Annotated in this window: 20 protein-coding genes; 12 read left to right on the forward strand and 8 right to left on the reverse strand. The window is 37.5% G+C overall.

Annotated elements, in window-relative coordinates:
• The first annotated feature begins 88 nt into the window (after window positions 1–88).
• From ACFSKV_RS06095 to ACFSKV_RS06105, 3 genes are all read left to right on the forward strand, one after another.
• Window positions 89–2,707 carry a DNA gyrase/topoisomerase IV subunit A gene (locus tag ACFSKV_RS06095; protein ID WP_380801031.1) on the forward strand — a complete coding sequence of 873 codons (2,619 nt, stop codon included), beginning with the start codon at window positions 89–91 and terminating at the stop codon, window positions 2,705–2,707.
• Between the two features lie 310 nt (window positions 2,708–3,017).
• Window positions 3,018–4,742 (forward strand): DUF1800 domain-containing protein, encoded by a 1,725-nt coding sequence (locus ACFSKV_RS06100; RefSeq protein WP_380801032.1) that lies wholly within the window; start codon window positions 3,018–3,020, stop codon window positions 4,740–4,742.
• Window positions 4,743–4,748: 6 nt separating this feature from the next.
• A complete protein-coding gene (locus ACFSKV_RS06105) occupies window positions 4,749–6,302 on the forward strand; it encodes a DUF1501 domain-containing protein (protein ID WP_380801033.1) in 1,554 nt (517 codons plus the stop codon).
• Window positions 6,303–6,398: 96 nt separating this feature from the next.
• On the opposite strand, the gene ACFSKV_RS06110 is transcribed toward ACFSKV_RS06105, so the two are convergent.
• Both ACFSKV_RS06110 and smc read right to left on the reverse strand, forming a co-directional pair.
• Window positions 6,399–7,805, reverse strand: coding sequence for a TlpA family protein disulfide reductase (locus ACFSKV_RS06110; RefSeq protein WP_380801034.1), 1,407 nt, complete (start codon window positions 7,803–7,805; stop codon window positions 6,399–6,401).
• A 154-nt stretch (window positions 7,806–7,959) separates the two neighbouring features.
• On the reverse strand, window positions 7,960–11,499 hold the full coding sequence (gene smc, locus ACFSKV_RS06115) for a chromosome segregation protein SMC (protein ID WP_380801035.1): 3,540 nt from the start codon (window positions 11,497–11,499) through the stop codon (window positions 7,960–7,962).
• A gap of 108 nt (window positions 11,500–11,607) precedes the next feature.
• On the opposite strand from smc, the gene ACFSKV_RS06120 reads away from it, so the two are divergent.
• The 5 genes from ACFSKV_RS06120 to ACFSKV_RS06140 all read left to right on the forward strand — a co-directional run bounded on the left by ACFSKV_RS06120 (window position 11,608) and on the right by ACFSKV_RS06140 (window position 15,186).
• Window positions 11,608–12,147, forward strand: coding sequence for a hypothetical protein (locus tag ACFSKV_RS06120; RefSeq protein ID WP_380801036.1), 540 nt, complete (start codon window positions 11,608–11,610; stop codon window positions 12,145–12,147).
• A 112-nt stretch (window positions 12,148–12,259) separates the two neighbouring features.
• Complete coding sequence (locus ACFSKV_RS06125; RefSeq protein WP_380801037.1) at window positions 12,260–12,757, forward strand: QcrA and Rieske domain-containing protein; 498 nt, start codon at window positions 12,260–12,262, stop codon at window positions 12,755–12,757.
• The gene (locus ACFSKV_RS06130; protein WP_380801039.1) at window positions 12,754–13,305 is read left to right on the forward strand and encodes a YceI family protein; all 552 of its coding nucleotides are present in this window, start codon (window positions 12,754–12,756) and stop codon (window positions 13,303–13,305) included. The genes ACFSKV_RS06125 and ACFSKV_RS06130 overlap by 4 nt, the downstream gene beginning before the upstream one ends.
• Window positions 13,306–13,315: 10 nt before the next feature.
• Window positions 13,316–14,191, forward strand: a complete 876-nt coding sequence (locus tag ACFSKV_RS06135) for a DUF5777 family beta-barrel protein (protein ID WP_380801040.1) — start codon at window positions 13,316–13,318, stop codon at window positions 14,189–14,191.
• 80 nt (window positions 14,192–14,271) lie between these two features.
• The gene (locus ACFSKV_RS06140; protein WP_380801041.1) at window positions 14,272–15,186 is read left to right on the forward strand and encodes a helix-turn-helix transcriptional regulator; all 915 of its coding nucleotides are present in this window, start codon (window positions 14,272–14,274) and stop codon (window positions 15,184–15,186) included.
• A gap of 148 nt (window positions 15,187–15,334) precedes the next feature.
• On the opposite strand, the gene ACFSKV_RS06145 is transcribed toward ACFSKV_RS06140, so the two are convergent.
• The 4 genes from ACFSKV_RS06145 to pxpA form a co-directional block, all read right to left on the reverse strand.
• The gene (locus ACFSKV_RS06145) at window positions 15,335–16,849 is read right to left on the reverse strand and encodes a DUF4301 family protein (RefSeq protein WP_380801380.1); all 1,515 of its coding nucleotides are present in this window, start codon (window positions 16,847–16,849) and stop codon (window positions 15,335–15,337) included.
• A 175-nt stretch (window positions 16,850–17,024) separates the two neighbouring features.
• Entirely contained in the window at window positions 17,025–17,891 is an 867-nt protein-coding gene (locus tag ACFSKV_RS06150) for a 5-oxoprolinase subunit C family protein (protein WP_380801042.1), read from the reverse strand.
• The gene (gene pxpB, locus ACFSKV_RS06155; RefSeq protein ID WP_380801043.1) at window positions 17,884–18,594 is read right to left on the reverse strand and encodes a 5-oxoprolinase subunit PxpB; all 711 of its coding nucleotides are present in this window, start codon (window positions 18,592–18,594) and stop codon (window positions 17,884–17,886) included. The genes ACFSKV_RS06150 and pxpB overlap by 8 nt, the downstream gene beginning before the upstream one ends.
• Before the next feature lie 3 nt (window positions 18,595–18,597).
• Window positions 18,598–19,317 (reverse strand): 5-oxoprolinase subunit PxpA, encoded by a 720-nt coding sequence (gene pxpA / locus ACFSKV_RS06160; RefSeq protein WP_380801044.1) that lies wholly within the window; start codon window positions 19,315–19,317, stop codon window positions 18,598–18,600.
• Between the two features lie 162 nt (window positions 19,318–19,479).
• Between pxpA and ACFSKV_RS06165 the strand changes: the two genes are divergently transcribed.
• The 3 genes from ACFSKV_RS06165 to ACFSKV_RS06175 all read left to right on the forward strand — a co-directional run bounded on the left by ACFSKV_RS06165 (window position 19,480) and on the right by ACFSKV_RS06175 (window position 21,784).
• Window positions 19,480–20,196 carry a hypothetical protein gene (locus ACFSKV_RS06165; RefSeq protein ID WP_380801045.1) on the forward strand — a complete coding sequence of 239 codons (717 nt, stop codon included), beginning with the start codon at window positions 19,480–19,482 and terminating at the stop codon, window positions 20,194–20,196.
• Window positions 20,197–20,314: 118 nt separating this feature from the next.
• Window positions 20,315–20,830 (forward strand): acyl-CoA thioesterase, encoded by a 516-nt coding sequence (locus tag ACFSKV_RS06170; RefSeq protein ID WP_380801046.1) that lies wholly within the window; start codon window positions 20,315–20,317, stop codon window positions 20,828–20,830.
• A gap of 372 nt (window positions 20,831–21,202) precedes the next feature.
• Window positions 21,203–21,784: a DUF3244 domain-containing protein gene (locus ACFSKV_RS06175; RefSeq protein ID WP_380801047.1), complete on the forward strand. Its 582-nt coding sequence runs from the start codon at window positions 21,203–21,205 to the stop codon at window positions 21,782–21,784.
• A gap of 45 nt (window positions 21,785–21,829) precedes the next feature.
• On the opposite strand, the gene ACFSKV_RS06180 is transcribed toward ACFSKV_RS06175, so the two are convergent.
• A complete protein-coding gene (locus ACFSKV_RS06180) occupies window positions 21,830–23,110 on the reverse strand; it encodes an ADP-ribosylglycohydrolase family protein (RefSeq protein ID WP_380801048.1) in 1,281 nt (426 codons plus the stop codon).
• Entirely contained in the window at window positions 23,107–24,081 is a 975-nt protein-coding gene (locus ACFSKV_RS06185) for a phosphotransferase (protein WP_380801049.1), read from the reverse strand. The genes ACFSKV_RS06180 and ACFSKV_RS06185 overlap by 4 nt, the downstream gene beginning before the upstream one ends.
• Window positions 24,082–24,219: 138 nt before the next feature.
• Between ACFSKV_RS06185 and ACFSKV_RS06190 the strand changes: the two genes are divergently transcribed.
• Window positions 24,220–25,749: a M20/M25/M40 family metallo-hydrolase gene (locus ACFSKV_RS06190; protein ID WP_380801050.1), complete on the forward strand. Its 1,530-nt coding sequence runs from the start codon at window positions 24,220–24,222 to the stop codon at window positions 25,747–25,749.
• Window positions 25,750–25,788 lie beyond the last annotated feature (39 nt).

Consider the following 25,788-nt stretch of genomic DNA (forward strand, 5'->3'; position numbering starts at 1 on the left):
TTCATATTTCTAAGATACTATAATTTAAATCAGCCATTCACTCTTGTTTGGGTGATTTCACTTTAAGTGAATAAAAGATACTTTGTAAATGAGTGACAATAGCAATAATAAACCTGAAGAAAAGGAAGAGAGTTTGCACGACTCTATCCCGGTAACCGGGATGTATAAGGATTGGTTTTTGGACTATGCATCCTATGTTATATTGGAAAGAGCAGTTCCAGCCATTGAAGATGGCTTAAAACCGGTTCAAAGAAGGATCCTTCACGCCATGAAAGAAATGGATGATGGGCGTTTCAATAAGGTTGCCAATATCATAGGCCAATCCATGCAATACCATCCCCACGGAGATGCCTCTATTGGGGATGCCATTGTAAATCTCGGCCAAAAAGATCTTTTAATAGAGACCCAAGGTAACTGGGGAGATATCCGCACGGGTGACGGTGCAGCTGCCGCTAGGTACATTGAAGCCAGGCTATCAAAATTTGCTCTTGAAGTGGTTTTCAATCCTCAGACCACGGAATGGCAGCTTTCTTATGACGGAAGAAAAAGGGAACCGGTAACACTTCCTGTAAAATTTCCGCTGTTATTGGCCCAAGGGGTCGAAGGTATCGCTGTTGGCTTATCCACCAAGATTTTACCCCATAACTTTTGTGAATTAATTGAAGGTTCGATCCAGATTTTAAATGGGGAAAAAACCAATATTCTTCCAGATTTCCCAACAGGAGGACTGGCAGATTTTTCAGAATACAATGAGGGGCTAAGGGGAGGAAGAATAAAAGTAAGGGCCAGAATAGAAGAAGAGGATAATAAAACCCTGTTGATCAAAGATATACCTTTTGGAACAACTACAAATTCTTTGATTGAATCCATCATCAAGGCAAATGATAAGGGTAAAATAAAGATTAAAAAAGTGGTGGACAACACCGCAAAAGATGTGGAAATACAGATCCAGTTGGCACCGGGACAATCACCGGATATGACCATCGACGCCCTTTATGCTTTTACAGACTGTGAAGTCAGTATTTCCCCAAATGCCTGTGTTATCATTGATGAAAAACCGGTTTTTCTTTCTGTAAATGAAATTCTGGAGTACAACACCAAGCAGACTAAAGCGCTCCTGAAAAGAGAGCTTGAAATCCGGAAAGGTGAATTGATGGAAAAATTACTGTTTTCCTCACTGGAAAAAATATTCATTGAAAACAGAATTTATAGGGATATTGAAGAATGTGAAACCTGGGAGGCTGTAATCCAAACCATCGATAAAGGACTGGATCCATTCAAACCTGACTTTTACAGAGAGATAACCACAGAGGATATTGTCCGTCTGACGGAAATCAAAATCAAAAGGATTTCAAAGTTTGATGCCTTTAAGGCAGATGAGCTGATGCGAAAACTACAGGATGAACTGAAGGAAGTCAACTATAATCTCAAGCACCTGACAGAATATGCCATCAAATACTATGAAAACCTTTTAGCTAAATACGGAAAGGGTAGGGAGAGAAAAACAGAAATCAGAACTTTTGATACAATTGAAGCGACTGTTGTAGCAGCCAATAATGCCAAATTATATGTGAACAGATCAGATGGTTTTGTAGGATATGGTTTGAAAAAGGATGAATTTGTTTGCGATTGTTCAGACCTTGATGACATTATTGTGATCAGAAGGGACGGAAAATGTGTGGTCACCAAAATACAGGAGAAAGGTTTTGTTGGGAAAGATATTATCCATGCGGCTGTCTTTCGAAAAGGTGATGAAAGGATGGTTTACAACCTGATTTACCTTGATGGAGGCTCAGGAAAGGCAATGGTCAAAAGATTTCAGGTTTTGGCTGTTACCAGAGATAGAGAATATGACCTGACCAAAGGAACCAAAGGTTCCAAGGTTCTTTATTTAACAGCAAATCCTAACGGGGAAGCAGAAATAGTAACAGTATATCTTACACAGGGTGCCAAAGCCAGAATAAAAGTATTTGATTTCGAATTCAGTACAATTGAAATTAAAGGAAGAGCTGCAGGTGGCAACATTCTGACTAAATATCCGGTTAGAAAAATTCAGTTGAAAATGGAGGGGGTATCCACCCTTGGGGGCTTGGATATTTATTATGACAGCTCCATTGGAAGATTGAATACAGATCAGAGGGGAAGAAAAATAGGAAACTTCCTTGGAGAGGACCGGATCATTGTTTTTTATAAAAATGGAGATTACGAATTGACCACCTTTGAATTGACCAACCGCTATGAGGCCAATTCGGTAGTTTTAATTGAAAAATTTGATCCTCAAAAAGTTTATTCGGTCATCTATTATGATGGTACCAGCAAAAATCATTTTGTAAAGAGGTTCCTAATAGAAACTACCACCTTAAATAAGAAGTTCAATGTGATCTCAGACCATAAACAGTCACAACTATTGATAGTATCTTCTGATAAACAACCACAGGTGAAGGTAATTTTGGCCAAAGGTAAAGAGCAGGAAGAAGTAGAATATGACCTGGATATGTTGATCGATGTCAAAGGATGGAAAGCCATTGGAAATAAGCTCTCCTCTCATAAAGTCCTTGAAGTAAAACTACTGGACAGCAGCTCCGAAAAAGAAGAAGAAAGTGGGAATTTATCTTCTGATTCAACTGATGATGATATTGAGATAGGTTCAACAGTTGAGTTTAAAATTAAGAAAGATGATGAAGATGAACAATTGGGATTGTTTTGATATAGAACCTAAGGACCTCTCAATTTCATGAGAGGTCTTTTGAGTGTTTTAAACTATAAATTAAAAAATAAAGCAGACTAAATGCTTTTTTTCTTCCGTATAAAACAAAATTTTTATCATGAAAAAATAGTTGATTTTTTTTGGCATTAAAATGATTTTTATTGTTATTTTTTCAAGGTTAAATGATTGAAATTCAACTAAAAATAAGAAAATTCTTGATTTACCTCAGACTAAAAATTTACTGATTTTAGGTAAAATTCACCTTATTTTATCAGTATTGGTTCTGGGAATTACACAAGATTGACAGCATATGGAAGTAATCAGGCCGGGTCAATACAGACACCTTGTTCCCAAGTATCAAAAAGTAGCTCCAATTGAATTAGCGAAAAATTCAAATGGCAAAGTCATCAGGGATGTTGCTGCCAGTGCAAGACTTCAGGAAATTGAAGCCGGATTGGAACCATTTTCCGGAGAATTTACAGATAGGCATCTTGCACATTTGATCAAAAGGATAAGTTTTGGAGTAAAGCCTGATGAATTGAACAGGTTTAGGAATAGTGGAATTGGATCTGTTTTAGATCATTTTTTTACCAATAATTTTAATTATCCTGAACCGGTCAACAATTACAACATGGATTCCGACAATATTGATCCGGAAGTACCTGAAAGGGAATCTTTTGTTTTGGCAAAATTTGACAATGAGTTTGAGGGAGATAGAATTGTTTCGATGAAGGCCTGGATGATTGGAAGGATTCTGAATTCCCAGAGCAGTATTCAGGAAAAAATGATTTTGTTTTGGTGGAGTTACCTTCCTATCAAAATGTGGGATGTTTTTATATCAAAAAATTGCTACAGGTATTTCAAAATGCTTGAAAAGCATTCTTTGGGAAATTTCAAGGAGTTGATCAGAGATTTGACCATAGACCCTGCCATGTTGATTTTTTTAAGTGGGGCTTTCAATAACAAGAATACCCCTGACGAAAATTTTGCAAGAGAACTTCAGGAGCTTTTTTGTGTGGGAAAAGGAAAAGATGCAAGGTATACCGAAGAGGATGTCCGTATGGTGGCAAGAGTCCTGACAGGATGGACCATTGATTGGGAAAGTATTCATAGCACTGGTGCCCCACAGTCCATTTTTGATCCTGAAATGCACCATACCGGTGAAAAAAGATTTTCTGCATTCTATGGAAACAAGGTGATTCAAGGTAGGGAAGGAGCGGATGGGGCTCAGGAGTTGGATGAACTATTGGATATGATTTTTGCCACTTCAGAATGTGCCAAACATATCGCTAGAAAAATATATGCTTTTTTTGTATCTACAGAAATATCAGAAAGTGCTGAAAGGAATGTGATTACACCACTATCCCAAGTTATCAGACAGAATAATTATGATATTGAGCCTGCCCTCAGGGTTTTATTCAGTTCCGCCCATTTTTACCATCCCTATATTATAGGGGTAATGATTAAAAATCCCTTGGATTTTACCTTGGGTTTTTGGAAGATTTTTGAAATGAAAATGGCAAGTAATTTCCAAGAGGAAAAAGAAATGTACAGTGGAATTCTATGGCAAACCGCCAATATCGGGATGGAGATTGGTGATCCGCCCAATGTAGCCGGTTGGACACCTTATTACCAAACGCCCATGTATGATAAAATATGGATAAACACAGACACCATAGCCAAAAGGATATTTTTATGCGATGCAATGATCTTTTGGGGATATAGGCTGAGCAATTCCCAATTTATTACAGCGGATATTTTGGAGTTTGTCAAAAAGTTGGACAAACCGGAAGACCCCAATGCCTTAATTCAGGAGGCATCAGTAACCATTATGGGGGTAGAACTTACTGAAAGCTATATCAATCTTGTAAAGCAGATATTATTGAGTGGTCAGGATATGGATTATTATTGGACCGGAGCGTGGTTGTCCTATATGGACAATCCTTCAGATCTGGAAAGTAAAAATGTGGTATTGAACAGGCTAAATCCTGCCTTTCAACGGCTTTTACAGTTAGCGGAAACACAATTAATGTAAGGAGAAATGGAAAGAAGGACTTTTTTAAAACATGTTGCCCATAGTCTTGCCATCCCCGGATTTTTAGGCAGTTTCAGTACTACAGGTTTTGGAAGGACCCTAGATAACCTGCTCCGATTGGCAAATGACACCGACAGAGCTCTGGTTCTGATTTACCTTGAGGGGGGAAATGATGGCTTGAATACAGTCATTCCTTTAGGCAATTACGGGGCATTGACCAATGTAAGGCCCCATGTTGTGATGCAGGAATCACAATTGCTTGAAATTCCGGATACTGACTTTGCATTTCATCCCGCTCTCAGTGATTTGAAATCATTATATGAAGAAGGGAGGTTACAGGTAATCCATTCTGTTGGTTATCCCCAGCAAAATTTTTCACATTTCAGGTCCATGGATATATGGATGAGCGGATCTGATGCCGACCAAATTGTAAACTCTGGTTGGACGGGAAGATATTTGGAAGGTAAACACCCCGAATTTCCCGAAGAATATCCAAATGAAGCCTATCCTGATCCCTTGGCTATAGAAATAGGTCTGGGCGCTTCTATGCTTTTTCAAGGTGAAAAAATCGGGTTTAGCATGGTATTGAACAATGTTAATTCATTTTACGAGTTATTGGAAAATGAAGTAGATGAGGCACCTGAAGGACCAGTAGGAGATAAAATCAGGTATATTAGGCTGATGGCACAGCAATCCCAAAAATATGGCAGGATTGTTAAAGATGCTGCCGAACGTATTACCTATCAAAGACCTTATCCGGACAACAGGCTTGCTAACCAGCTAAAAATAGTATCCAGATTGATTGCGGGCGGATTGAGGACACCACTATATTTAGTCAGAATGGGTGGTTTTGATACCCATGACAATCAGGTGGAAGATTCCGACAGGACTTTGGGAAGACATGCCAATCTTCTTCAGACGGTCAATGACTCCATCATGGCCTTTATGAAGGACCTGGAATATCAGGGCACAGCAGACCGGGTAATGGGAATGACATTCTCTGAATTCGGAAGAAGAATTGTATCCAATTCAAGCTTGGGAACTGATCACGGTTCGGCAGCCCCAATGTTTATTTTTGGGAATATGTCAGAAGGCAAATACCTGGGAAATTCACCTACCATTAGAGGGAATGAAGTCTATAATGATAACCTTCCACTACAGTTTGATTTCAGACAGATTTATACTTCCATCTTAAGCCAATGGTTTGATCCCACTGCTAGAGTGAGTATGTCTGCTAATCAAAATAAAACATTTGAACAGGTACCTGTGATCAAAAATGCTTTGAACGCAACGGATAATCCCAAGGAAGAGCTTCGGATTAAAATATTTCCTAACCCGGTCCAGGATTTTTTCACCCTGGAAATGGACATACAGCCAGGACCGGTCAAGGTTGAAATAGTGGACATGAGCGGAAGGTCTTCCGGAAAAATTTTTGAAGGAGCTGAAAGCAGTTACTCATTTAAAAGAATTTTTGACATAAGCCCTTATCCCCCAGGAAGATTTGTATTGGTAGTTTCCAATGGAAATAAAAGATATTCCGAGCAACTGATCAAACTCTAACTTATTAAAATTGTCAATGTCAGAAACAATTCCAAGATTTGGCTTGCACTGGGAGGAGTTTCTTTCAACTATGAAAGTTTCTAATGGGAAAATTTGTTAGCCTTGCAAATGTTTCTCAAAAGTTTCTCTAATCGATCCTGATGGCCTATCCGCTGATGGATTGATAATTTTGCCTTCTTCATCCAAAAGAATGAACCTGGGTATGGAGTTGATTTGGAAATGCCGGGCGATTTCTGACTGCCAGGCATTTTCCGCATACCACTGAAGGCCTGTCATTTTTTTGTTTTTGACCATTTTTTCCCAAGGTTCACGGGTATCATCAATTGAGATGGTCAAAAAAGCGATGGGTTGGTCTTTGAATTCCTCTTTCAGCTTATCCCAATGCGGGTGCTCTGCAATACAAGGTCCACACCAGGTAGCCCAAATATCAATGTAAACCAATTTCCCCTTTAGGTCGCTCAGATTCACCTGATCTCCTTCAAGATTGGTAAATGTGAAATCAGGGGTTTCTTTTCCCGGATTGATAGGCTCCCATTTGGCTATTGCTTTTTCAAGCCTTACCGCATATTTACGAGACTGGTTTTCAGCTAAAAACTTATCAATCTGGGCTTGGGAACCAACAGGACCGTAGAAATAAATTTCATAATAAACCGATTCAAATTTGAAAAAATCCTGCATTTCCTGGTTGGACAGCATTTTTTCGATCGCCATCCAATAAGCATCTTGATATTTTAAAGTGGAATCATTCTCAATTAAATCAGAAGCTAATTTGTTAAGCTTACTTTCAAGTAGACTTTTATAAGATTCAACTTCCAAAAGTTTAGGATCATCCATTGGAATTTGTGAAATGAGATATTGAATGCTATCCACTGGGAAATCAACCTCCTCTTGGGAAATTTCATGAATATTCGAATGATACCTGGGATACATATTATCCAAACTAAGGGATTGATATTTGAAGAAATTTTCTTCCATATCTAAGAAATGCTTGTTTACCTTCTCGGTTGTTTTCAAATCTACCAGAGGTTTTTTAACCAAACTGAGAATGCTATCCTTTTTACCAAAATAAATCTCTCTGGGATGGCCCATCAATTCCATCATATTTTCATAGAGGTTTTCATATAGCACTTTCCACTTTTCCCTTAAATAGATATTTTCCAAAGATTTATCAGCCTCGGCTTCAAATGTTGACCCAAAATCCTGGTTATCTGCCCTGATAAAGATGCTGTCACCTGGCTCAAGGTAAAGGGTAAATCTCAAGTCACCATTTTGGACCAAATAATTTCCCGTTTCATCCGAATCAAATTTGAGGTGGAAATATCCCTCATCTTGCACTTGGCTTTCCAGAAGTTCTTCATCATGAAGAATGACTTGAAATTTTTCCTGGGTCAGGTTTTCGATTTTTCCTGCGATGATGATGTTCCTGTCTTTTTCTTCATTTTTCTGCTTACAGGAAAAGAAATAAATGGAAATGATAAAAATCAAAAGAATAGAATTTTTCATGGTGGAGGGAGTTAAATTTTTAAGATCCATAATATTAAATTGATACATATCAAGTCAACAACTTAAAATATAGGTCGTTTAAATATAACGAAATATTTAGTATAAAAAATCATCACTGACTTAAAAAAAGTTAAAAAGGTTAAGATTGTTTATTTTAAGCCAATTCCCTCAAATCTACAGGAACTACCCTTGAAACACCGGCCTCTATCATGGTAATACCATAAATGATATCGGTGCTTGCCATGGTACGTTTATTATGGGTAACGATGATAAACTGGGAATCCTTCGAAAAGGTCTGAATAATATTATTGAATTTATCAATATTGGCATCATCTAAAGGAGCATCTACTTCATCAAAAATACAGAATGGAGCGGGCTTTAATAAATATATGGCAAAGAGGAGGGAAGTGGCTGTCAGGGTTTTTTCTCCTCCTGACAACTGGTTGATGGTCAAAGGCCTTTTTCCTTTTGGTTTGGCCATGATCTCAATAGGACTTTCCAAAGGATTTTCAGGATCAATCAACTTGAGGTCACAATCGTCTTCAGCTGTGAATAAGGAGCGGAAAACCTTCACAAAGTTTTCTTTGATCTTTCCAAAAGCATCCAGAAAGGTGTCTTTGGCCACCTGATCTATTTCCTTGATTGTCTCCACCAAAGAATTTTTGGCTTTGATAAGATCTTCTTTCTGCGTAATGATAAAATTGTACCTCTCCTTGATTTCATTATAAGCCTCCATGGCCATGGGATTGATAGGGCCGATTTTTTCCAGCCTATCTTTTGCCGATTGCACTATGTCCTTAATATCGGATTCAGAAAATTCGGCAAATGCCTCATCCAGTTCCGGATTTTCTTCCATCAATTGATCCAGGTCAATTTCGAATTCCACACTCAGCCTTTCTTTCAGACCGGTCAATCTTAACTTTACTTCGTTGATGGATTGCTGCATCTCCTGAATCAGGGTATCCATGGATTCTTTACGCTTCTGCAGCTCACGGATTTCTTTATCCGTCTCATCAATCAGACCTCTACAGGAATAGTATTCTTTTTCGGCTTCATTCACCCCTTTTTCAATACCTTCCTTTTCCGAATAGAGCTCAACGAGTTCGTCATCTTTGATTTCATTGTTATCCAATAAGGCTTTTATTTCCTGGTCAATGGAAGCCAGTTCAACTTGGGATTTTTCAACCCTTTCTTTACTGCTTTCAAATGCAGATTGCTTGAACTCAATTTCCTGTTCCAGACTGTTTACCCTATTCAGTTGCTGATGATATAATATATTTTCCTGGTTAAATGCAATTGATTTTTGACTGAGGTTTTCGCTTTCTGTCTGTAACCTGAGATTTATTTCCTCCAATTCCAAATCCAATGCTTCAAAGGCAGCTTTTTCATGGACCAGTTCAGGTAAAATAGTTTCCAAACTGATTTGTATGGATTCAATTCTGTCAATGATGTCTTCCCTTTTGTTGGCATTGGAAGACAATAATTCACCTAACTGCTCTTTTTTTGTCTTGACGGAAATGTATTCCTGATTAATCACATTTATTTCCTCTTGAAGTTTTTCAATAGAGGACTTATAAGAGACTTCCTTCAATTTCATCAAATCACTCAGTTTGCTGTCCAGGTTGGACCGGGCAGCAGAAACTTTTTTATTCAGTTCTTTGATTTCCTTTTCAAGCTTTTCCAGGTTTTTGGCACGTCCTATTCTTTTACCTTCAAATAGACCCACTGATCCACCGGAAATGCTGAATTTTCTTTTTGTAAACTTTCCACTTTCGGTGATGAAAATGGCTTCTTGGGACTTAGGGAAATCCGGATATTCCCCTTTGACGATATACACATCATCGAGTATAAACCCAATCAGTTTGGCATATTTCGCATCATATTCAATGATTTCCGTTGCAGGAATGGCATTTTCAAATAACTTGGTCTGAGTGGGATGGAAATTTTGAAAATGCTCCAACACGAAGAAATTTGCTTTACCCTTAGCTGAATCACTCAACAAGTTTACAGCAGCAATGGCCTGAGCTTCTGTTTCGACTACATAATAATTCATGTAGTTTTCCAGGTAATTCTCAATCGTTACCCTGAATCTTTCATCTGTGGTCAGGATATCCGAAAGCAATGGAGTTTCCTTCGCCCAATTTGAATTTTTCTTTAAGAATTTAATGGCTTCCGGAAAACCTTCCAGATTTTCAACCAAAGATTTGGTCAGGTTATACTCATTTTGTTTGGAATCCAGTTTTCTGGACGAAAGCGTCACTTCTTCCCTGATCATTTCAATGATCCTGTTGGCTTCCTCAATTTTTTGGATCTGATCCTCTTCTTTATTCTTGAGCTTAGTCAGTTCTTGGATTTTGATATCCAGTTCCTCTTTAAGTCTCAGCATCTTCTCCTCAAATTCAGCCAGACTGGATTCCTGGCTGCTATCAGCAGTAGCAGTTTTTTCCAATTCCTGCTTTAAGGTGGAAAGCTGTATCTGTTTGATTTCCTGATCTTTGGAAAGTTGGTAAACCCGGTCTTTTTTGATGGAAAAATCCCTTGAAAGTACCTTCTGTCTTTCCTGTATTTCTATTTGTTCTGCCTTTTTCGCTTCATAAGCCGCCCTAAGTTCTTCAACGATCAACTCCTTTTCATTCAAGATCTTTTGGGCAGATTCTTTCTCCTGTTCCAAAGACCGGATACTGAACCCTGCCCTGTCATGGGATTTTTTATCCGTGTCAATCTGTTCCCTAAGTTTTTGCGACCTATCCTCCAGAAATCTCAGCCTTTCATTCTTAATTTTTTTGTCACTTTCAAACTGTCTGATCTTATTGACATGTTCGTTCAAAGTCCTTTGCCTGGAAGAAAGCAGTTTTTCTTTTTGGATAAGTTCAGCTTTGCTGGATTCCAAAAATGCTTCTTTCTCCAACACCTGTGTATTGAGAGCCAACTTCCGATCCTGTTCCTCCTGTACTTTTTGGCTCAAAGAAACCAGGTTAACTGCATGCTTTTCTACCGACTTCTTGGCCAGATTGATACTTGCTTCTTTGTATTCCTTTTTAATCTCAAAATACCGGGCAGTTTGTTTGGCCTGTTTTTCAAGGCTTTTCAGGTTTTTTTCTATTTCAAAAAGGACATCTTCAACACGCTCGAGATCCGCATCAGTATCTTCCAATTTTCTTAAAGTCTCCTTTTTTCTAGTTTTGAACTTGGAAATACCTGCTGCTTCTTCGAAAAGTTCTCTCCTGGAATTGTTCTTATCGTTCAGTAACTCATCGATCATTTTCAATTCAATGATCGCGTAGCTGTTGGAGTTGATGCCCGTATCCATAAAGAGGTTAGTGATATCTTTCAGTCGGCAAGCTATTCCATTGAGAAGATATTCACTTTCCCCGCTTCTATAATAACGTCGGGTGATCGTCACATGGGTATATTCAGTAGGAAGCAGGTTTTTGGTGTTTTCAAAAGTCAGGGAAACCTCAGCCATATTGGTAGGTTTACGGTTTTTGGTACCGTTGAAGATTACATTCTCCATTTTATCTGAGCGGAGCATCCTGGATTTTTGTTCTCCTAATACCCACCTAATGGCATCCACCACATTTGATTTCCCGCAACCATTTGGTCCCACCACACCCGTAATCCCTTTATCAAAATGGATGACCATACGGTCACCAAAACTTTTAAATCCTTTTATCTCAAGCTTACTCAGCAGCATCCTACATTGAATTGAATATCGAACAAAATTAAGCTATTTCAGAAATATACCAAGGATTGGTTAGAGTTGACATTTTTATCTATCTTAGACCGGTAAAATAATTCAAAAGTGGACGCAGGTAATATTATATATCTCATAGCAATCATCATCTATTTCATTTACACCGCAGTAAAAAAAGGGAAAAATGAAGGTTTGCCTGAAAATATGGATAAACCTGAAAGAGGTGAACAGCAAAGAAAACCTGTGTCATTTGAAGATTTGTTAAAAGAGATACGTCAGGGGCAGCAAAGAAGTCAAGGTGATTTTCAGCCAACAGAGCAAAGAAAGCCAATAGAAGTCCAGGAAAATCAAAGGCAGGTCAGGCAATTTGAAACCAATCCCAGAACTTATCAACCCCAAAAAGTAAAGCAGCCAAAAGCATATGAACAATTTCAAGGGGAAGTAGCAGAAAGGGAAAGACCTAAATTACTGACCTTAGACGAACAGGTAAGACTTACAGGATCCATCGAAGGAATAAAATCCTCCCTTCAGACAGAATTATTGGAAAAAGAGAGGCATGAGAATAAATATGCAAATCTTCTGAGAAATCCCCAATCGGTGAAGGATGCCATTATTTTAAGTGAAATTTTAAACAGAAAGCATTTTTAAAAAATTAATCGCTTTTTTCCATTGTTTTATACAATTGTTTGATTGGTATTGAAACAAAGGACTGGAAATTCAGTTTGTTTTCTATAAATCAACTCAAACTGTTTTTTTTATTATGATATCTCTAGAAGACATTCAAACAGGAAATCTTTCTTCAGAAAGACGTGAATTTCTAAGAAAATCAGGTGCATTTGCCATCATGTCCATGTTCGGGGTAAGTTTTTTCACCTCCTGCTCAGAGGATGAAACCCCGAGTGGCAATAACACCAATCCACCTTCGGGAAGTTCTGGAATCACAGTTAACGGGAACCAAATCACAGTGGATCTTGATGTAGCTACGGCTTTGGCTAATACAGGAGGTTGGGCTTTGGTCAGTCAGGCCAAGGTGTTAATTGTCAATGTGGGCAGTAGTAGATTTAATGCACTGACTTCTATCTGTACCCATAGTGGATGCGATAATAACTGGGCCTTTGGCAGCAATGTATTTACCTGTAGGTGCCATAATTCCCGTTTCTCAACAGACGGATCTGTACTAAGTGGACCGGCATTACAACCCTTGAGAAGTTACCAAACAGAAGTAAACGGTAGAATACTCACGGTGGACTTAGGATGAGAATTCAAAGATCACTAATTTTTTTCTTAGGCATTCTTTTGCTTCAAAATGTTTCATTTGGCCAGGAATTCCTGACCAAAGACGGTAAAGTTATATTCATATCCAAAGCATCCCTAAGCGAATTTACGGGTGAATCTGATCAGTTGAATGGCCTAGTAGATATAGAGAAAAATCTTCTGGATTTTTATATCGATCTCAATACCCTAAAAACAGGAATTGGGCTAAGGGACAGGCATATGAGGGAAAATTACCTGGAAACAAAAAAATATCCTTTTGCAGAATTCACAGGTAAAATGGATACAGTTCCCCAATTGGACGAAGGGAAAAAAGTGGAAGTTTTGGCAAAAGGTAAGTTCAAAATCCATGGAGTGGAGAGAGAATTGGAAGTGAAGGGATTTTTAATAAAAAAAGGAAACTCACAATTGGAGTTGAATGCCAATTTCAAAGTAAAGCTTAGCGATTATAACATCGACATTCCCAAAGTCATGTTTTATGAATTGGCTGAAGAGCAGGAAGTGAGCATTTCGGCCATTTTAATAGAAAAATAAACCCGCATTTATGAAAAATTCAATACTATTCCTTTTCCTGTTCTTATTCGTTCAAGTTACTGCTTTTGCCCAGTTGGAAAGGAAACTTGCCAATGAATCTCAGGAAATTGATTTGACATTTCATGCCCCCAGACATATTAACCTACTTACGGTTGAGCCTTTAGATAAGAAAACTCTTCATTTTGCCATCATGCATACATTTGGAACCATAGATGGCGGGATTCGAAATTTATACGGATTGGATAATAGTGCAGTAATTCAATTCAGTTTTGAATATGCTTTCAGTGACAAATTTTCATTAGGTGCAGCCAGGCAAAGTAGGGATAAAATATACAATCTATATGGTAGATACCACCTACTAAAACAAACCCAAAATGATAAAATACCCATATCTCTTTCCTTTATGGGAGGAGCAGGTGTGAATACCTCAGATTATTCTTTTCTTGCGGAAGACAATCCTAATTTTGCTGAAAGGAGCAGCTTTGCTTTTCAGGTCATGGCAGCCCGGAAATTTTCTGATAAAATCAGTTTTCAGGTTTCACCCATGTTGGCCTATTTTATAGATCCCAATCCTATTTTCCTCATAGAAGGTGATCAAAACCTTTACCTTGCTTTAGGTTTCAGTGGAAAATATAAATTTTCAGGAAAAAGTTCTTTTACCTTGCAATGGATCCCGAATTTAAACAATGATTTAAGGAACAATCTTGGTGTAGGTATAGATTTGGAGGCAGGCGGTCATGTCTTCCAGATGTATTTTGTTACTTCCCAATTGTTGAATGAACAATATCTTCTGGCAGGAGGAAATGGTGTTCCTGGAGAAAAATTCCGACTAGGTTTTAATGTAAACAGGGTCTTTGCGACTGGAATAAAAAAGAAGTCAAATTAAATTGACATTTCCTGACATTTTGTGTCTTTTGATGTTTTAATAAAGTTTGAATTAGTATCTTTTGGCTTTGTTAACATTACATGGCAAAGTCAAACAGCATAGAGCAACAAAAAATCCTTAGGGTATTTAAACTGATCAATTTATTAAGGAGCAATATTGGGAAACCTGTGCATAAATTAGCAGAATCCCTTCAAACAGATCCAAGGACTATTTACCGATATTTCAAGCTATTGGAAGCACTTGGTTTTGAAATAGAGAAGAAGCATTCCAAATTCAGGATCATTGACAGGGTAGAGAATCCGAATGAATACGCTTTTGGTACTTTTAATGAAGAGGAGATACAGTTCATGAATGACCTGATTTCTAAAAGCAGCAAAAAAAATCTCCTGAAAGATTCCATCCTTCAAAAAATCAATATCAGGTCGGATTTCAGGCAAAGTGTGAATCAACTTTTTAATGCCAACTTGGGTATTTATGTAGATCTGATTGCCCAGGCCATCAAAGATCAAAACCAGGTAATTTTACAGGATTATTATTCCTTAAGCTCAGATTCCATTTCAGATAGATTGGTCGAACCAGTTGCCTTCAACACCAATTTTGATTCCATATATGCCCTGGAAGTGGAAAGCAAGGAAATGAAGATGTTTAAAATTGAAAGAATAGGGGAAATATTGTTGACTTCTAAGCCTTTCAAATACCAGACTTTGCACAAGCCTTTGGAACAGGGATTGTTTGGTTTCTCTGGGAAAAACCAATTCCATGTTCACCTGAAGTTGAGTAAAAAAGCCTACCAATTGATGATGGAAGAATTTCCTGATACCAAACCATTTACCTATACTAAGAATAGAAACCAATACTTTTTTGAGGGAAAAATCCCACAATTACCAGGTTTGGCAAGATTTATTCTAGGTTTACCGGGAGAAATAAAGGTTCTGGAAGGGGAGGAGTTGAAGGCGTATTTAAAGGAACAGCTGGATAAAGCGAGGTACTTTTAAATTTTCAATTACTAATTAGCCAATTACCAATTATCAATATTCAGGATCCAAAATATCTTAATGGAATCCTTAATCCCTGAACTCCTTAATGGTTCAAATTCGCCGAAATCCAACTTCTCAAATCCAGCCTTCGAAATCCCACTTACTTTTATTCCTGATGCTCGTCCCTCAATAGGTCATTTACTGTTTTTACGGGGTTAAATGTAATCAAAGGAACTTCCACAAAGATGGTATTCCATCCTGCCATAGCTCCGTTCCAAAGTCCAGGAAGTTCAAGTGCTTTAAGATCCCTTCCGCTTTTAGATTTTTCGGTGATAAATCCTGTCCTCATATCCCTGAACTGCAACAAATCAAATTTTACTCCTTTGTAATCTTTTGTAGCACAGACCAGATCTACTGGGTTAAAATGTGTGGAAGCTTGAAATATTTCTTTTTGTTTGGTATCATTTAGGTCGATTTGGGCAGTTTCTGCAATCTGCAGGGAAAGAGATCCATCATCTTCTTTTACCCAAAAAGGGCCGCCTCCGGGTTCTCCTGTGTTTTTAACCATACCACAGACCCTGATCGGTCTATTAAGTTTTTTATGAAGATATTTACCTTTGTCCTCCAAACTTAAGGAATGATAAAAGTCGGGAAGTTTACCACCCAGATCCTTGGTAAAAACAATTTCAGCATGGGAAACTGAATTTTGGCTAGTCCCGGCATCTAATTTCTTTAAGGCGCTGAACACCTTTTCCTGAATATCCAATAACAAACCTCCAATTGCAATTTTATAATCTTTGGTGGTCGGTTTTAATCTATCAGGAACTTCATTATCAATATTTTTTATAAAAATAATATCTCCATCGATTTCATTTAGGTTTTCCAATAAAGCACCATGCCCAGCAGGTCTAAAAAGGATACTGCCATCTTCATCAACGAATGGGGTATTATCCATATTTACCGCAATGGTATCTGTTGACTTTTTTTGCTGGGAATATGCCACCTCAAATTTGACATTGAACTCTCTTTCAAGTTTTGGTTGTATCTGCTTAACTTCAGCTTTAAATTTTTCTTCATGCTCCGGGGAAACCGTAAAGTGCAATCTGACTTTATTACCTGTGCCAAGGCCATACATCACTCCCTCAATAAAGTGCTCATAGGTAGGAGTTCTATCATGATCTGCATAATGGTGGAATTTTAATAGACCCTTTGGCAATAAGCCATAACCAAGTCCATTATCATTTAATAAATGACCCACAATCAATTGATATTGCTTATTTCCCAATGCCTTGGCAATACTTGAACCTGCCTTGCGAAGACTGGCGTCCAGGTCATCGTAAAAAGCAAATTTATCAATATTCTGCATGAACTTTTGGACAAAAGGACTTTTGGAAATATCTCCTTCCCCCTCTAAAAAGGCAAAAAGATCCTTGAACATCCGGGAGGCAGCGCCACTGGCAGGAACAAACTTAATAACCTTTTTTTGTGCTGCTTTGGTAGGGTATGTTTCCTGAAAATATTTGATCTCTTCATCTGTCAAAACTTTAATGCCATTTCCTATGGTGGCAGCTTCTACGATGGGTAAAAATGGAAACCCCTCCTTAAAATTTTTCAATTGTTCTTTTACCTTTTCAAGGGACATACCTTGGTCAACTATCTGCTTTTCAAGTTGTGCATTCATGGTCATGTGTTTATTGTTTTAAAAATAACAATATAGAAATTGGAAACCGCTTAGAAAAGAAAAATCAAGGCAGTTTGAATAAAAAATTCACAAAAGGAAAACAAATTGGTATTTGATCTTGGGAATTTGCTTTCAGGATTGACTGTAATTCAAAAAAGTCAATGTTCGACCTTTCTCAGATCAGGTTAAATTTGATTTTATCCCCAGGTCTTTTCTGGCTTAAAATATTAAGGGAAATATTATCTATCTGCAAAATTCGGGGATATCCTCCTGTAACCTGACCGTCGCGCATCAAAAGAATGATTTTACCTGATGGAGTCAGTTGAACGGTCCCTGGATAAACAGGTGCAGTAAGGATAGGTTCAAGTTCGTTGGCTATTTCTTCTTCCAATTGATACGCCATTCGGTTGATAAGGTCAGAAATAGTAAATGCTTTTTTTAAGATCCTATTATGAAGAAGGGATGAAAGTTTATGCCATTCCGGTCCAGGATAAACATTGATCTGGTTTAGCCTGAACCAATCTGATCTGATTTTGGCATTGGTTTCGACGGGAGGGTAAAATCTTTCTTCTTCCGAGAGGTAGCAGATAGAATCTCCTTTGACCACTTTATCTCTTGGGGTAATTCCTCTATACCAGCTTTTGCTGCCGCTGACAGATTCGGATTCAAAACCTCCCTGAATACCCATATAGACCCATTGACCCTTTCGGATTTTCTTGATAGCCAAATGATCGTCTTCCCTAATTTCAGTCACCTGGCCATATTTAACTGGCTTATCATTCAAGTAAACATCAGCTTCAGCGCCAGCAAACACGATTCTTGTAGCTCTTTCAAAAACCAATTCAGGTCCTATATGGGCCATTTCCAATACTGCTGCATCTTTTGGATTTCCCAATATAAAATTCACTTGAGCCAATGCGTATCGGTCCATAGCCCCTGAGTAGGGAATACCAAATTGTGCACCGGTAAACCTTCCAAGATCCTGGACACTGGTCATCAACCCTGGTTGGATAAAATAGATGTAAGAGGGTATCTTAATCATGTTTCAAATGGTATTGACCGGATTGGACTTTTTTCTGAATTTGATAAAATTCTTCCCTGTCAATGGGTACAAAGTGGATGTTATCTCCAATATGGGCTGGACAGGGAGGATCTTGTTGGATATTAAAAAGATTGACAGGAGTTTTTCCTATGGCATACCAACCACCCGGGCTGTCTGAGGGGTAAATCCCTGTTTGTTTACCCCCAATGGCCACAGTACCTGCAGGGATTAATCTCTCCGGCTTTTCTTTTCTTGGGCTATGTAACCTGACATCCAGCCCACCTAGGTACATAAAACCAGGAAGGAAACCATAAAAATGCAATAAATAAGGAGAGGAATAGTGCAATCTGACTATTTCTTCAACGGGAATTTGATGGGTCTTGGAAAGTTGATTTAGGTCTTTTCCAAAAATCTCATCATAACAGACTGGGATCCTCCAGGTTTTTGACCGATATTCAAAACCTTTCAATGGCTGGATTTTGATCTCCTCTATCAATTCAAAACATTCTTTATCTGAAATATCAATAATCAATCTTAAGGATAGGGTATTGAATCCCATTCTGATTTCTTTAATGCCCTCAGCATATTCATTTTCCAAGTAAGATTTGACCCGCAGTTGCTCTTTAAGAATGCTCTGCGAAATTTCCTTTGGCCAGATGATTTCAAATAATTTGGAATGAATCCGAAAATAGCTTATTTCCATTGACTAAAAGTTAAAGTATTTTTTGATAGTTTTCAATATTTCCAATGCGGAGGGATTATCCCCATGAATGCAAAGGGTTTCAGCGGCAATAGGTTTTATTGCACCTTCTATAGTTTTAATCTGTTTTTTTTCGACCATCATCCTCACATGGTCAAGTACTTCAATGGGATCAGTAAGTAAGGCATGAGGATGATTTCTATCCACAAGGGAAAGGTCTGATTGATAAGAACGGTCAGCAAAAACTTCCCTAAAAACCCGAATGGATTCTTTTGTTGCCATATCCTCCATCAAAGAAAAAGGAGGACAGTATAAGATAAGGTCAGGAAAATATCCTTTTATAATTTCAATGATCAAGGAAGCCGTGTCAAAATCTTTCGAAGCAAGGTTATACAAAGCCCCGTGGGCTTTGATATGATGGAATATTGCCTTTTCTTCCCTACAAACTTTTTCAAAAAGTTTAAGTTGGGAAATCAGGGAAGTTTTAAGTGTCTCTCTATCAATTTCCATCACTTTCCTGCCAAAATTCAACCGGTCAGGATAGGAGGGATGGGATCCGATTTTAACACCGTATTTTTTTGCTGACCTGATAGTCTTTCTGATAGATTGCTCATCCCCCGCATGTCCCCCACAGGCAATATTACAACTATCCAAGTAAGGCATAAGCAGGTCATCATTCCCCATGCCCTCACCAAGATCACAGTTGATATCAATAATGTTCTTCACTTGGTGAAAATAAGAAAAAGCTTTATGAAAATCAGGAGGGAACTGGTAAAAACTACCTATTATTAACCCTTAATACTAAGAAATTGTTATTTTTTTGTTAATTTTATTTTGAAATTATTAATCAATTAATTCTCTTTGATTAATTTTTAATTTTTTAGAAAAATGGAAAAAAGATATTCTTTGTACGGCGAGTTTAATTTTAAGTCTATTTTAATTAAAACTAAAGAAAGTAATGTTAGTTTAAAAGTTGTTTTTATCCTTTCTATTATCATTATTGAAGCAACAGTACTAGCTTCAAATGTTTTTGAAATTCCATACAGTGATTTTTTAAGGGATCCTGTTGTGGTATTAAATGGAGAATTTTATGTGGGTTGGTTTTCCCAACTTGGGGTTATGTTTTGGTCAATTGCAGCCGGTTTTTGTTTTGTAAGTGCAAAATTGGTTTCTTCTGAACATCCAATTCCAAATATTAAAGGATTTTTATATTATTCCTTTTTTCTAACGCTATTTCTGGGAATGGATGATATCTTTATGTTTCATGATGAAATCTTCCCATTATGGGGAGTTCATGAAAATATTTTTATATTTAGTTATATGATAATTGTTTCTTTATATCTGATAATTTATTTCAAAGTAGTTTTAAAAACTGAATACATTCTAATGGGCTTGGCCTATTGTTTTTTTGCTTTATCCATTTTGCTTGATAAAATCCCGCATAAAATAAAAATCCATTTTCCTGGAGGATTAGAATCTGTCATGTACGAAGATGGTGCAAAGATGATTGGAATATTACTTTGGATGGTTTACTTCTATTCGGTTGCTAAGCTTTCACTTAAAGATGTCAAAGTTCCAGAAAAACAAATTGCAGCAACATATTAAGTATCAAATTACCATGCATGATAGAAGTATTTTCATTATAATTAATTAGTGATTAGGCCATACCTAAGAAACTAATTTCTAAATTTGGAATAAATCGCTTATTCTAACCTTTTTCAGCATGTTTGAATACAATCCGGAAAAACACTATCCAAAGGAAACAGAAAGCCGTGTAGTCATCAGGTTTCAGGACTGTGATCCTTTGAGACATCTTAATAATGCCAAGTACTTTGATTATTTCTTCAATGCCAGGGAAGACCAGGTTCCTAAGTTATATGGGGTGGAGATGATTGATATGATCCAAAAATACAAAGCGGCCTGGGTGGTATATAACCACAACATTTCCTATGTCAGGCCGGCAAGAGTAGGTGAGTGGGTCAGGATTATGAGCCGCCTTCTTTGGTTTAATCATAATACAGTCGTGCTGGAATATTATATGACCGATGATTCAAAAAAGGAACTTAAAACTGTTCTCTGGACGACAATGAGATATGTTACTATCAAAGAAGGAATATCTACTGATCATCAGGGCGCTATATTGGATTTTTTGAAAGCAACCACTGAAAACCTGGATATATCCAAAATGACTATTGGTGAAAGGGTAAAGATGCTTAAAATGAAATTGCTGGAAGATTAATTTCTGACCGAAATGATACAGAACCTGTACATCTCCGTACAGGTTTATTTTTTTATCCCAAAGGATTGGAAATAGTTAGAAATTATTTGAAATTAAATTTCTTTAATTTTTCTGAAATAAAGCAACCTTGAGTTTTTTAGTGATAAGTCAAATTGACCTTATTTTTGTTCGGTTTGTGAACAGAAATTTTTAAAAACGTTCCATATCGAAACAGTTTTTGTAAATCTATATGAAATCAATATCATCCTGTAGTTGAGCATTTTAACATTTTTTTAAATCCTTAGTCCAAAATCAATATTCAATTTTTCGCTCATTCTTTTTTTGGTACAGAAGATGGGTATAAGAGAGTACCAACTTAAACAAACCACAATTATGAAAACATTATTGACATTGGCATTGGCAGCTGCACTAGGTGCATCAAGCTATGCAAACGAATCAAATGAAAAAGCTCTTGCTGAAGTTAGAGCAAAAGACAGTAAGGTAAGTGTCACTTTAAGGGAAGGTGCAGGAAAAGTCCGATTGGCCATTCTCGATACTGATGGTAAAAAGTTACACCAACAAACTGTTCATGTTAAAAATGACCTTAGGGTTCCTTATGATCTTTCTGAACTACCTGCCGGTGAATACAAGGTGATGATTGAAAGTAATATTAACCAATCTTTTTCAGAAAAAGAGGTGTTTACGGTAGAAACAAAGTCTGCGCCAGATGTTTTGCCTTTGATGGCTTATGGAAAAGCCATTGATGATGACTCAATCAAATTAACGGTTATTGGATTGGAAGAACCAGGGGTAAAAGTAGAGATCACAGATTCTAAAGGCAAAAACCTTCATATAGATAAAATTGATGAGCCTGAGGCATTTTCAAGAGTTTATAGTTTTAAAAACATTGATGTAAAAGATGTTTCCATAACTGTAACAGATAATAAAGGAAGAGTAAAAAACCTCTATTTTTAACTAACCACAAACAATTTTAAACCCGGGTAAATTGCCCGGGTTTTTTTATGGGTAACGGCTCATTATTTTTTGAGACAATTCCTTGGCAGCTTTTTCCAAATCTATATTGAGTTCTTTTTTATTTACTTCCAAAACCTGTCTTTTCATGGATACCGGCAATTTATCAAATCCATAATAAGCACCTAAAATTGCACCGGCAATAGCCGCAGTCGTATCGTTGTCCCTTCCGTAATTTACAAGAAAAATCAAGGTTTTTTCAAAATCAAAATCAGCAAAAATCATGGCAGTCAATACCTGTAGATAAATTTCCCCTGCATGAAAGGGCATATCCTGAAGATGTAGGTCCAGTTTTAGGAATATGGGTTTAAGGCTGGATTCATCCCATTTCATTTCTCCATAGTCCAAATGGACTTCTTGGGATGAAACTGACCTTTCTTCTTTAAATTCAGATACAATTTGGAAAGCTGTTTGGAGTATCCGGTAAGAAGTCCTACCAACCAATCTGCTTCCATAATAATCTTCAGGATCAATATTCCTGAGAACTTCAATCAAATCTGTGTTTTGACTGGTTTGGGACATAGCAGCAGAAGTCATAGCTGCAGAAAGAGCAGATATATCTTTGGCATAACCAATATCATATAGGGCCAACTTATGGGCTTCCGAATAAGCCTTTTGTGGATCTTCCGGAAAAAATGCCCCTATTACCGGTCCATATAGTAATCCCCCACAAACCATTTCGCCACCATAAAATGTAGATAGTCTTTTTTCAAATCCATAAAGGTCTTTTTCAATATAGGGCTTAGAAACCTTGGCCCATTCTTTAAGCCAATTGACCTTTAAAAGTGCATTTTCATAAGCTTCAACATCTAGGGTGTCAATTGAATTGAGATGCAGAAGGTATTCCTGGTAAACCTTTAAGATATGTGCGGCAAAATTATCGGACTTGAGGGAATGAGTATCCTCTTGAAAAAGATAATTTACTGTTAGAATTTTCCATCGTGTATCATCCGTAGTGCCTCCCGCCGGTAAATTGGGTTTCCAAATACCTTCAGGGGATACTTCTCTGATCATTGTATCCAGATCCGTAACGAAACCATATTCACTGTAGATATTTTCCCTACTCCACATTTCAGTGGGGGCCCCCATGGCATCACCAATAGCAGAACCAACCAACATACCCAAAACTTTATCGTAAAGTTCTCCTTCAGAAAGGCTCAGTTCAGGTGCCTGATAAGATGGTTCCACTATTTCCGGACCTTTTTTGCAGGAAAACAATATGAAAATTACAACATGAAAAATAATTAAGTTTATATAGGTACTTTTCATAAAATTAAGGATGAAGCTTCCTGACAGAGTCTTTCTTTTTCCTCCAAACTTAGTATAATCGGTAACTGCGCCAAGCCCAACAATCTTCTTAGGATTTCAACTCCTGTATATTGATCAAGAAGTTTGGTATCCAGTGGCATATTATTGTCTTGGTAAAGTTGTAAAGATTCATCAATCATGTTTTGGGGAACCTTTGCAAGTTTAAGATGGGCGAACATCACCCCCAGATCAAACTCCCTGTCTCCTAGAAATGCAAATTCGGGATCTAAAATTTTAATATTTTCTGATACCTTCATCCAGCTACCTGGATAAAAATCACCATGAAGTAAATATTCACCTGAGGCGAGGTATCTTTGGCCCAATTCTTCAATTGCATTTTTCAAACTTGCAATATTTTTATAAAAATCAGCTATTTTCTGCAAGCCGGGGTGTAATTGATCCAAGTCAAAACCACTTTCCTCCACAAAGGGAAAAATAAAAATGTGCTCATGATTGAGAAATTTCATGGCTGAATTATCCGGAAAATCTTTGATTTTGATGCTATGAAGATTTTTTAAGAACAAGATCAAACTTGCAGCATCACCCATAGAAAATAGAGAAGGATCTTGGTAAATATTTGTAAAATCTGAGGTATTCCCCAAATCCTCCAACACCAAAACCAAATGTTTTTCAAAAAAATCAATCATTTTGGGAGAAAACCCTGCCAGTAACCTGTTATGGGAAATTGATCTATAAAAAAATCTTTCAGTCAAAATCCTTTCTTTTGGAGCAGGAACTTGTGGGTATCTATTTACAAAGGGTCTGGATTGTTTTAAAATAAATGATTTGAGATTGGTTCTTACCCTGATCACCACATTCATGTTACCTTCACCTGCCTTACTATAATCTAAAATCTCCTCATTGGCTAGAATTAATTCTTGATTTCTTATCCATTTTTCCTGCTCTTTATCAAGAGGCTCCTGTAATATCATATTTTACTTTAAATTTTTAACTGCTTAAAATTACATCAATGGCTGAAATCAGTTCAGTTTTTTTGACATTTTTGACCATCGGTTATTATCCATGAATTTGAACATTATTAAATCATTAATTATCAACAGGAATAAAAAATGAAAAACCAACTGACTATCATAGCATTAGCCTTTTTCTTTTGGTACGGAAATGTTCTGGCCCAAGAAAAGGTAGACCTTGAAATGATGTATAAGATCAAATCCGAAGGAATTGGGAATTCCCAAATTCAGGATTTGTCATTTCACTTAACCGATTTTTTAGGTCCTAGACTTTCCGGGTCCACCAATTTAAGAAATGCCAGGACTTGGACTGCTGATAAGTTCAAAGAATGGGGTTTGAGTAATGTAAGAATTGATTCCTATGGCGAGTTCGGTAGGGGCTGGAATGTAAAAAAATCCTATATCGCCATGAAAGATCCTTATTATGCCCAGATCATAGGTTACCCAAAAGCTTGGACAGATGGCACAAACGGATTGGTTAATTCTGAAGTTATGCTATTGGAGATAAATTCAGAAGAGGATTTTAATAAATACAAAGGGCAATTGAAAGGAAAAGTGGTACTGACTCCTGCAAATCTCACCGTAAATCCGGCTTTTGAAGCAGAAGCAAAGCGATGGTCGGAGGAAGAACTGGAAGAAAGAAAAACCATTACTATAGGTGGAAATGTTGGAAGATATACGCCCGAATTACTCGCCCAATTAAGGGCGCAAAGGGCTTTGGATCAAAAATTGACACAATTCTTACTGGAAGAAGGAGTAGGTCTTAGGATAACTGGAACAAGGGGAAGTTTTGGAACAGTTTTCCATACAAGAGCAGGATCATATAGTACTGAAAAAAATCCTACTGTCCCAGAGATGGAAATCGCAGCAGAACATTATGGGAGGATTTACAGGTTATTAAAAAACGGTAAACCTGTAAAAATTGAGGCAGAGGTGGAAGTAGAATGGTTGGACGATGATTATAGAGGATATAATGTTTTGGCCGAAATTCCTGGTACCGACAAAACCATGAAACCTGAATTGGTGATGTTAGGTGCCCATTTGGACAGTTGGCATGCCGGAACAGGTGGAAATGACAATGCAGCTGGAGTTGCAGTCATGATGGAAGCCATCAGAATTCTGAAAGCGATAGGAGTGCAACCAAGAAGAACGATCCGTATTGCACTTTGGGGTGAAGAAGAGCAGGGACTTTATGGATCCAGAGGTTACGTTCAGCAATATGTTGCCGACAGGAATACCAAAGAAAAAAAAGGAGAATGGGATAAAATTTCAGCCTATTATAACTTGGACAATGGTTCCGGAAAAATTAGGGGTATTTACCTGGAAGGTAATGATATGGTAGTTCCGGTTTTTGAAAAGTGGTTCGAACCATTTCATGAACTCGGGGCAAATACTATAACCAGAAGAAATACTGGTTCCACAGACCATGTGGCATTTGATGCGGTAGGTGTTCCGGGATTTCAGTTTATACAAGATCCTATAGATTATGGAAAAGGTTACCATACCAATATGGATGTCTATGAGAGGATGCAGCTTTCGGATATGACCCAAGCAGCGGTCATCATAGCTGCTTTGGTTTACAACACCGCACAAAGGGATGAAAAACTTCCCAGGAAACCTTGGAATTAATAAAAATCTAAAATAAAAAGGGGGCCTAATGGCTCCTTT

This window comes from Shivajiella indica (genome assembly GCF_042683085.1).
GTDB lineage: Bacteria > Bacteroidota > Bacteroidia > Cytophagales > Cyclobacteriaceae > Shivajiella > Shivajiella indica.

Excerpts from the sequence above, each read along its gene's own strand:
- ACFSKV_RS06095 (WP_380801031.1), top strand. The coding sequence starts at position 89 with ATGAGTGACAATAGCAATAATAAACCTGAAGAAAAGGAAGAGAGTTTG.
- ACFSKV_RS06100 (WP_380801032.1), top strand. The coding sequence starts at position 3,018 with ATGGAAGTAATCAGGCCGGGTCAATACAGACACCTTGTTCCCAAGTAT.
- ACFSKV_RS06105 (WP_380801033.1), top strand. The coding sequence starts at position 4,749 with ATGGAAAGAAGGACTTTTTTAAAACATGTTGCCCATAGTCTTGCCATC.
- ACFSKV_RS06110 (WP_380801034.1), bottom strand. The coding sequence starts at position 7,805 with ATGAAAAATTCTATTCTTTTGATTTTTATCATTTCCATTTATTTCTTT.
- smc (WP_380801035.1), bottom strand. The coding sequence starts at position 11,499 with ATGCTGCTGAGTAAGCTTGAGATAAAAGGATTTAAAAGTTTTGGTGAC.
- ACFSKV_RS06125 (WP_380801037.1), top strand. The coding sequence starts at position 12,260 with ATGATATCTCTAGAAGACATTCAAACAGGAAATCTTTCTTCAGAAAGA.
- ACFSKV_RS06130 (WP_380801039.1), top strand. The coding sequence starts at position 12,754 with ATGAGAATTCAAAGATCACTAATTTTTTTCTTAGGCATTCTTTTGCTT.
- ACFSKV_RS06135 (WP_380801040.1), top strand. The coding sequence starts at position 13,316 with ATGAAAAATTCAATACTATTCCTTTTCCTGTTCTTATTCGTTCAAGTT.
- ACFSKV_RS06140 (WP_380801041.1), top strand. The coding sequence starts at position 14,272 with ATGGCAAAGTCAAACAGCATAGAGCAACAAAAAATCCTTAGGGTATTT.
- ACFSKV_RS06145 (WP_380801380.1), bottom strand. The coding sequence starts at position 16,849 with ATGAATGCACAACTTGAAAAGCAGATAGTTGACCAAGGTATGTCCCTT.
- ACFSKV_RS06150 (WP_380801042.1), bottom strand. The coding sequence starts at position 17,891 with ATGATTAAGATACCCTCTTACATCTATTTTATCCAACCAGGGTTGATG.
- pxpB (WP_380801043.1), bottom strand. The coding sequence starts at position 18,594 with ATGGAAATAAGCTATTTTCGGATTCATTCCAAATTATTTGAAATCATC.
- ACFSKV_RS06165 (WP_380801045.1), top strand. The coding sequence starts at position 19,480 with ATGGAAAAAAGATATTCTTTGTACGGCGAGTTTAATTTTAAGTCTATT.
- ACFSKV_RS06170 (WP_380801046.1), top strand. The coding sequence starts at position 20,315 with ATGTTTGAATACAATCCGGAAAAACACTATCCAAAGGAAACAGAAAGC.
- ACFSKV_RS06175 (WP_380801047.1), top strand. The coding sequence starts at position 21,203 with ATGAAAACATTATTGACATTGGCATTGGCAGCTGCACTAGGTGCATCA.
- ACFSKV_RS06180 (WP_380801048.1), bottom strand. The coding sequence starts at position 23,110 with ATGAAAAGTACCTATATAAACTTAATTATTTTTCATGTTGTAATTTTC.
- ACFSKV_RS06185 (WP_380801049.1), bottom strand. The coding sequence starts at position 24,081 with ATGATATTACAGGAGCCTCTTGATAAAGAGCAGGAAAAATGGATAAGA.
- ACFSKV_RS06190 (WP_380801050.1), top strand. The coding sequence starts at position 24,220 with ATGAAAAACCAACTGACTATCATAGCATTAGCCTTTTTCTTTTGGTAC.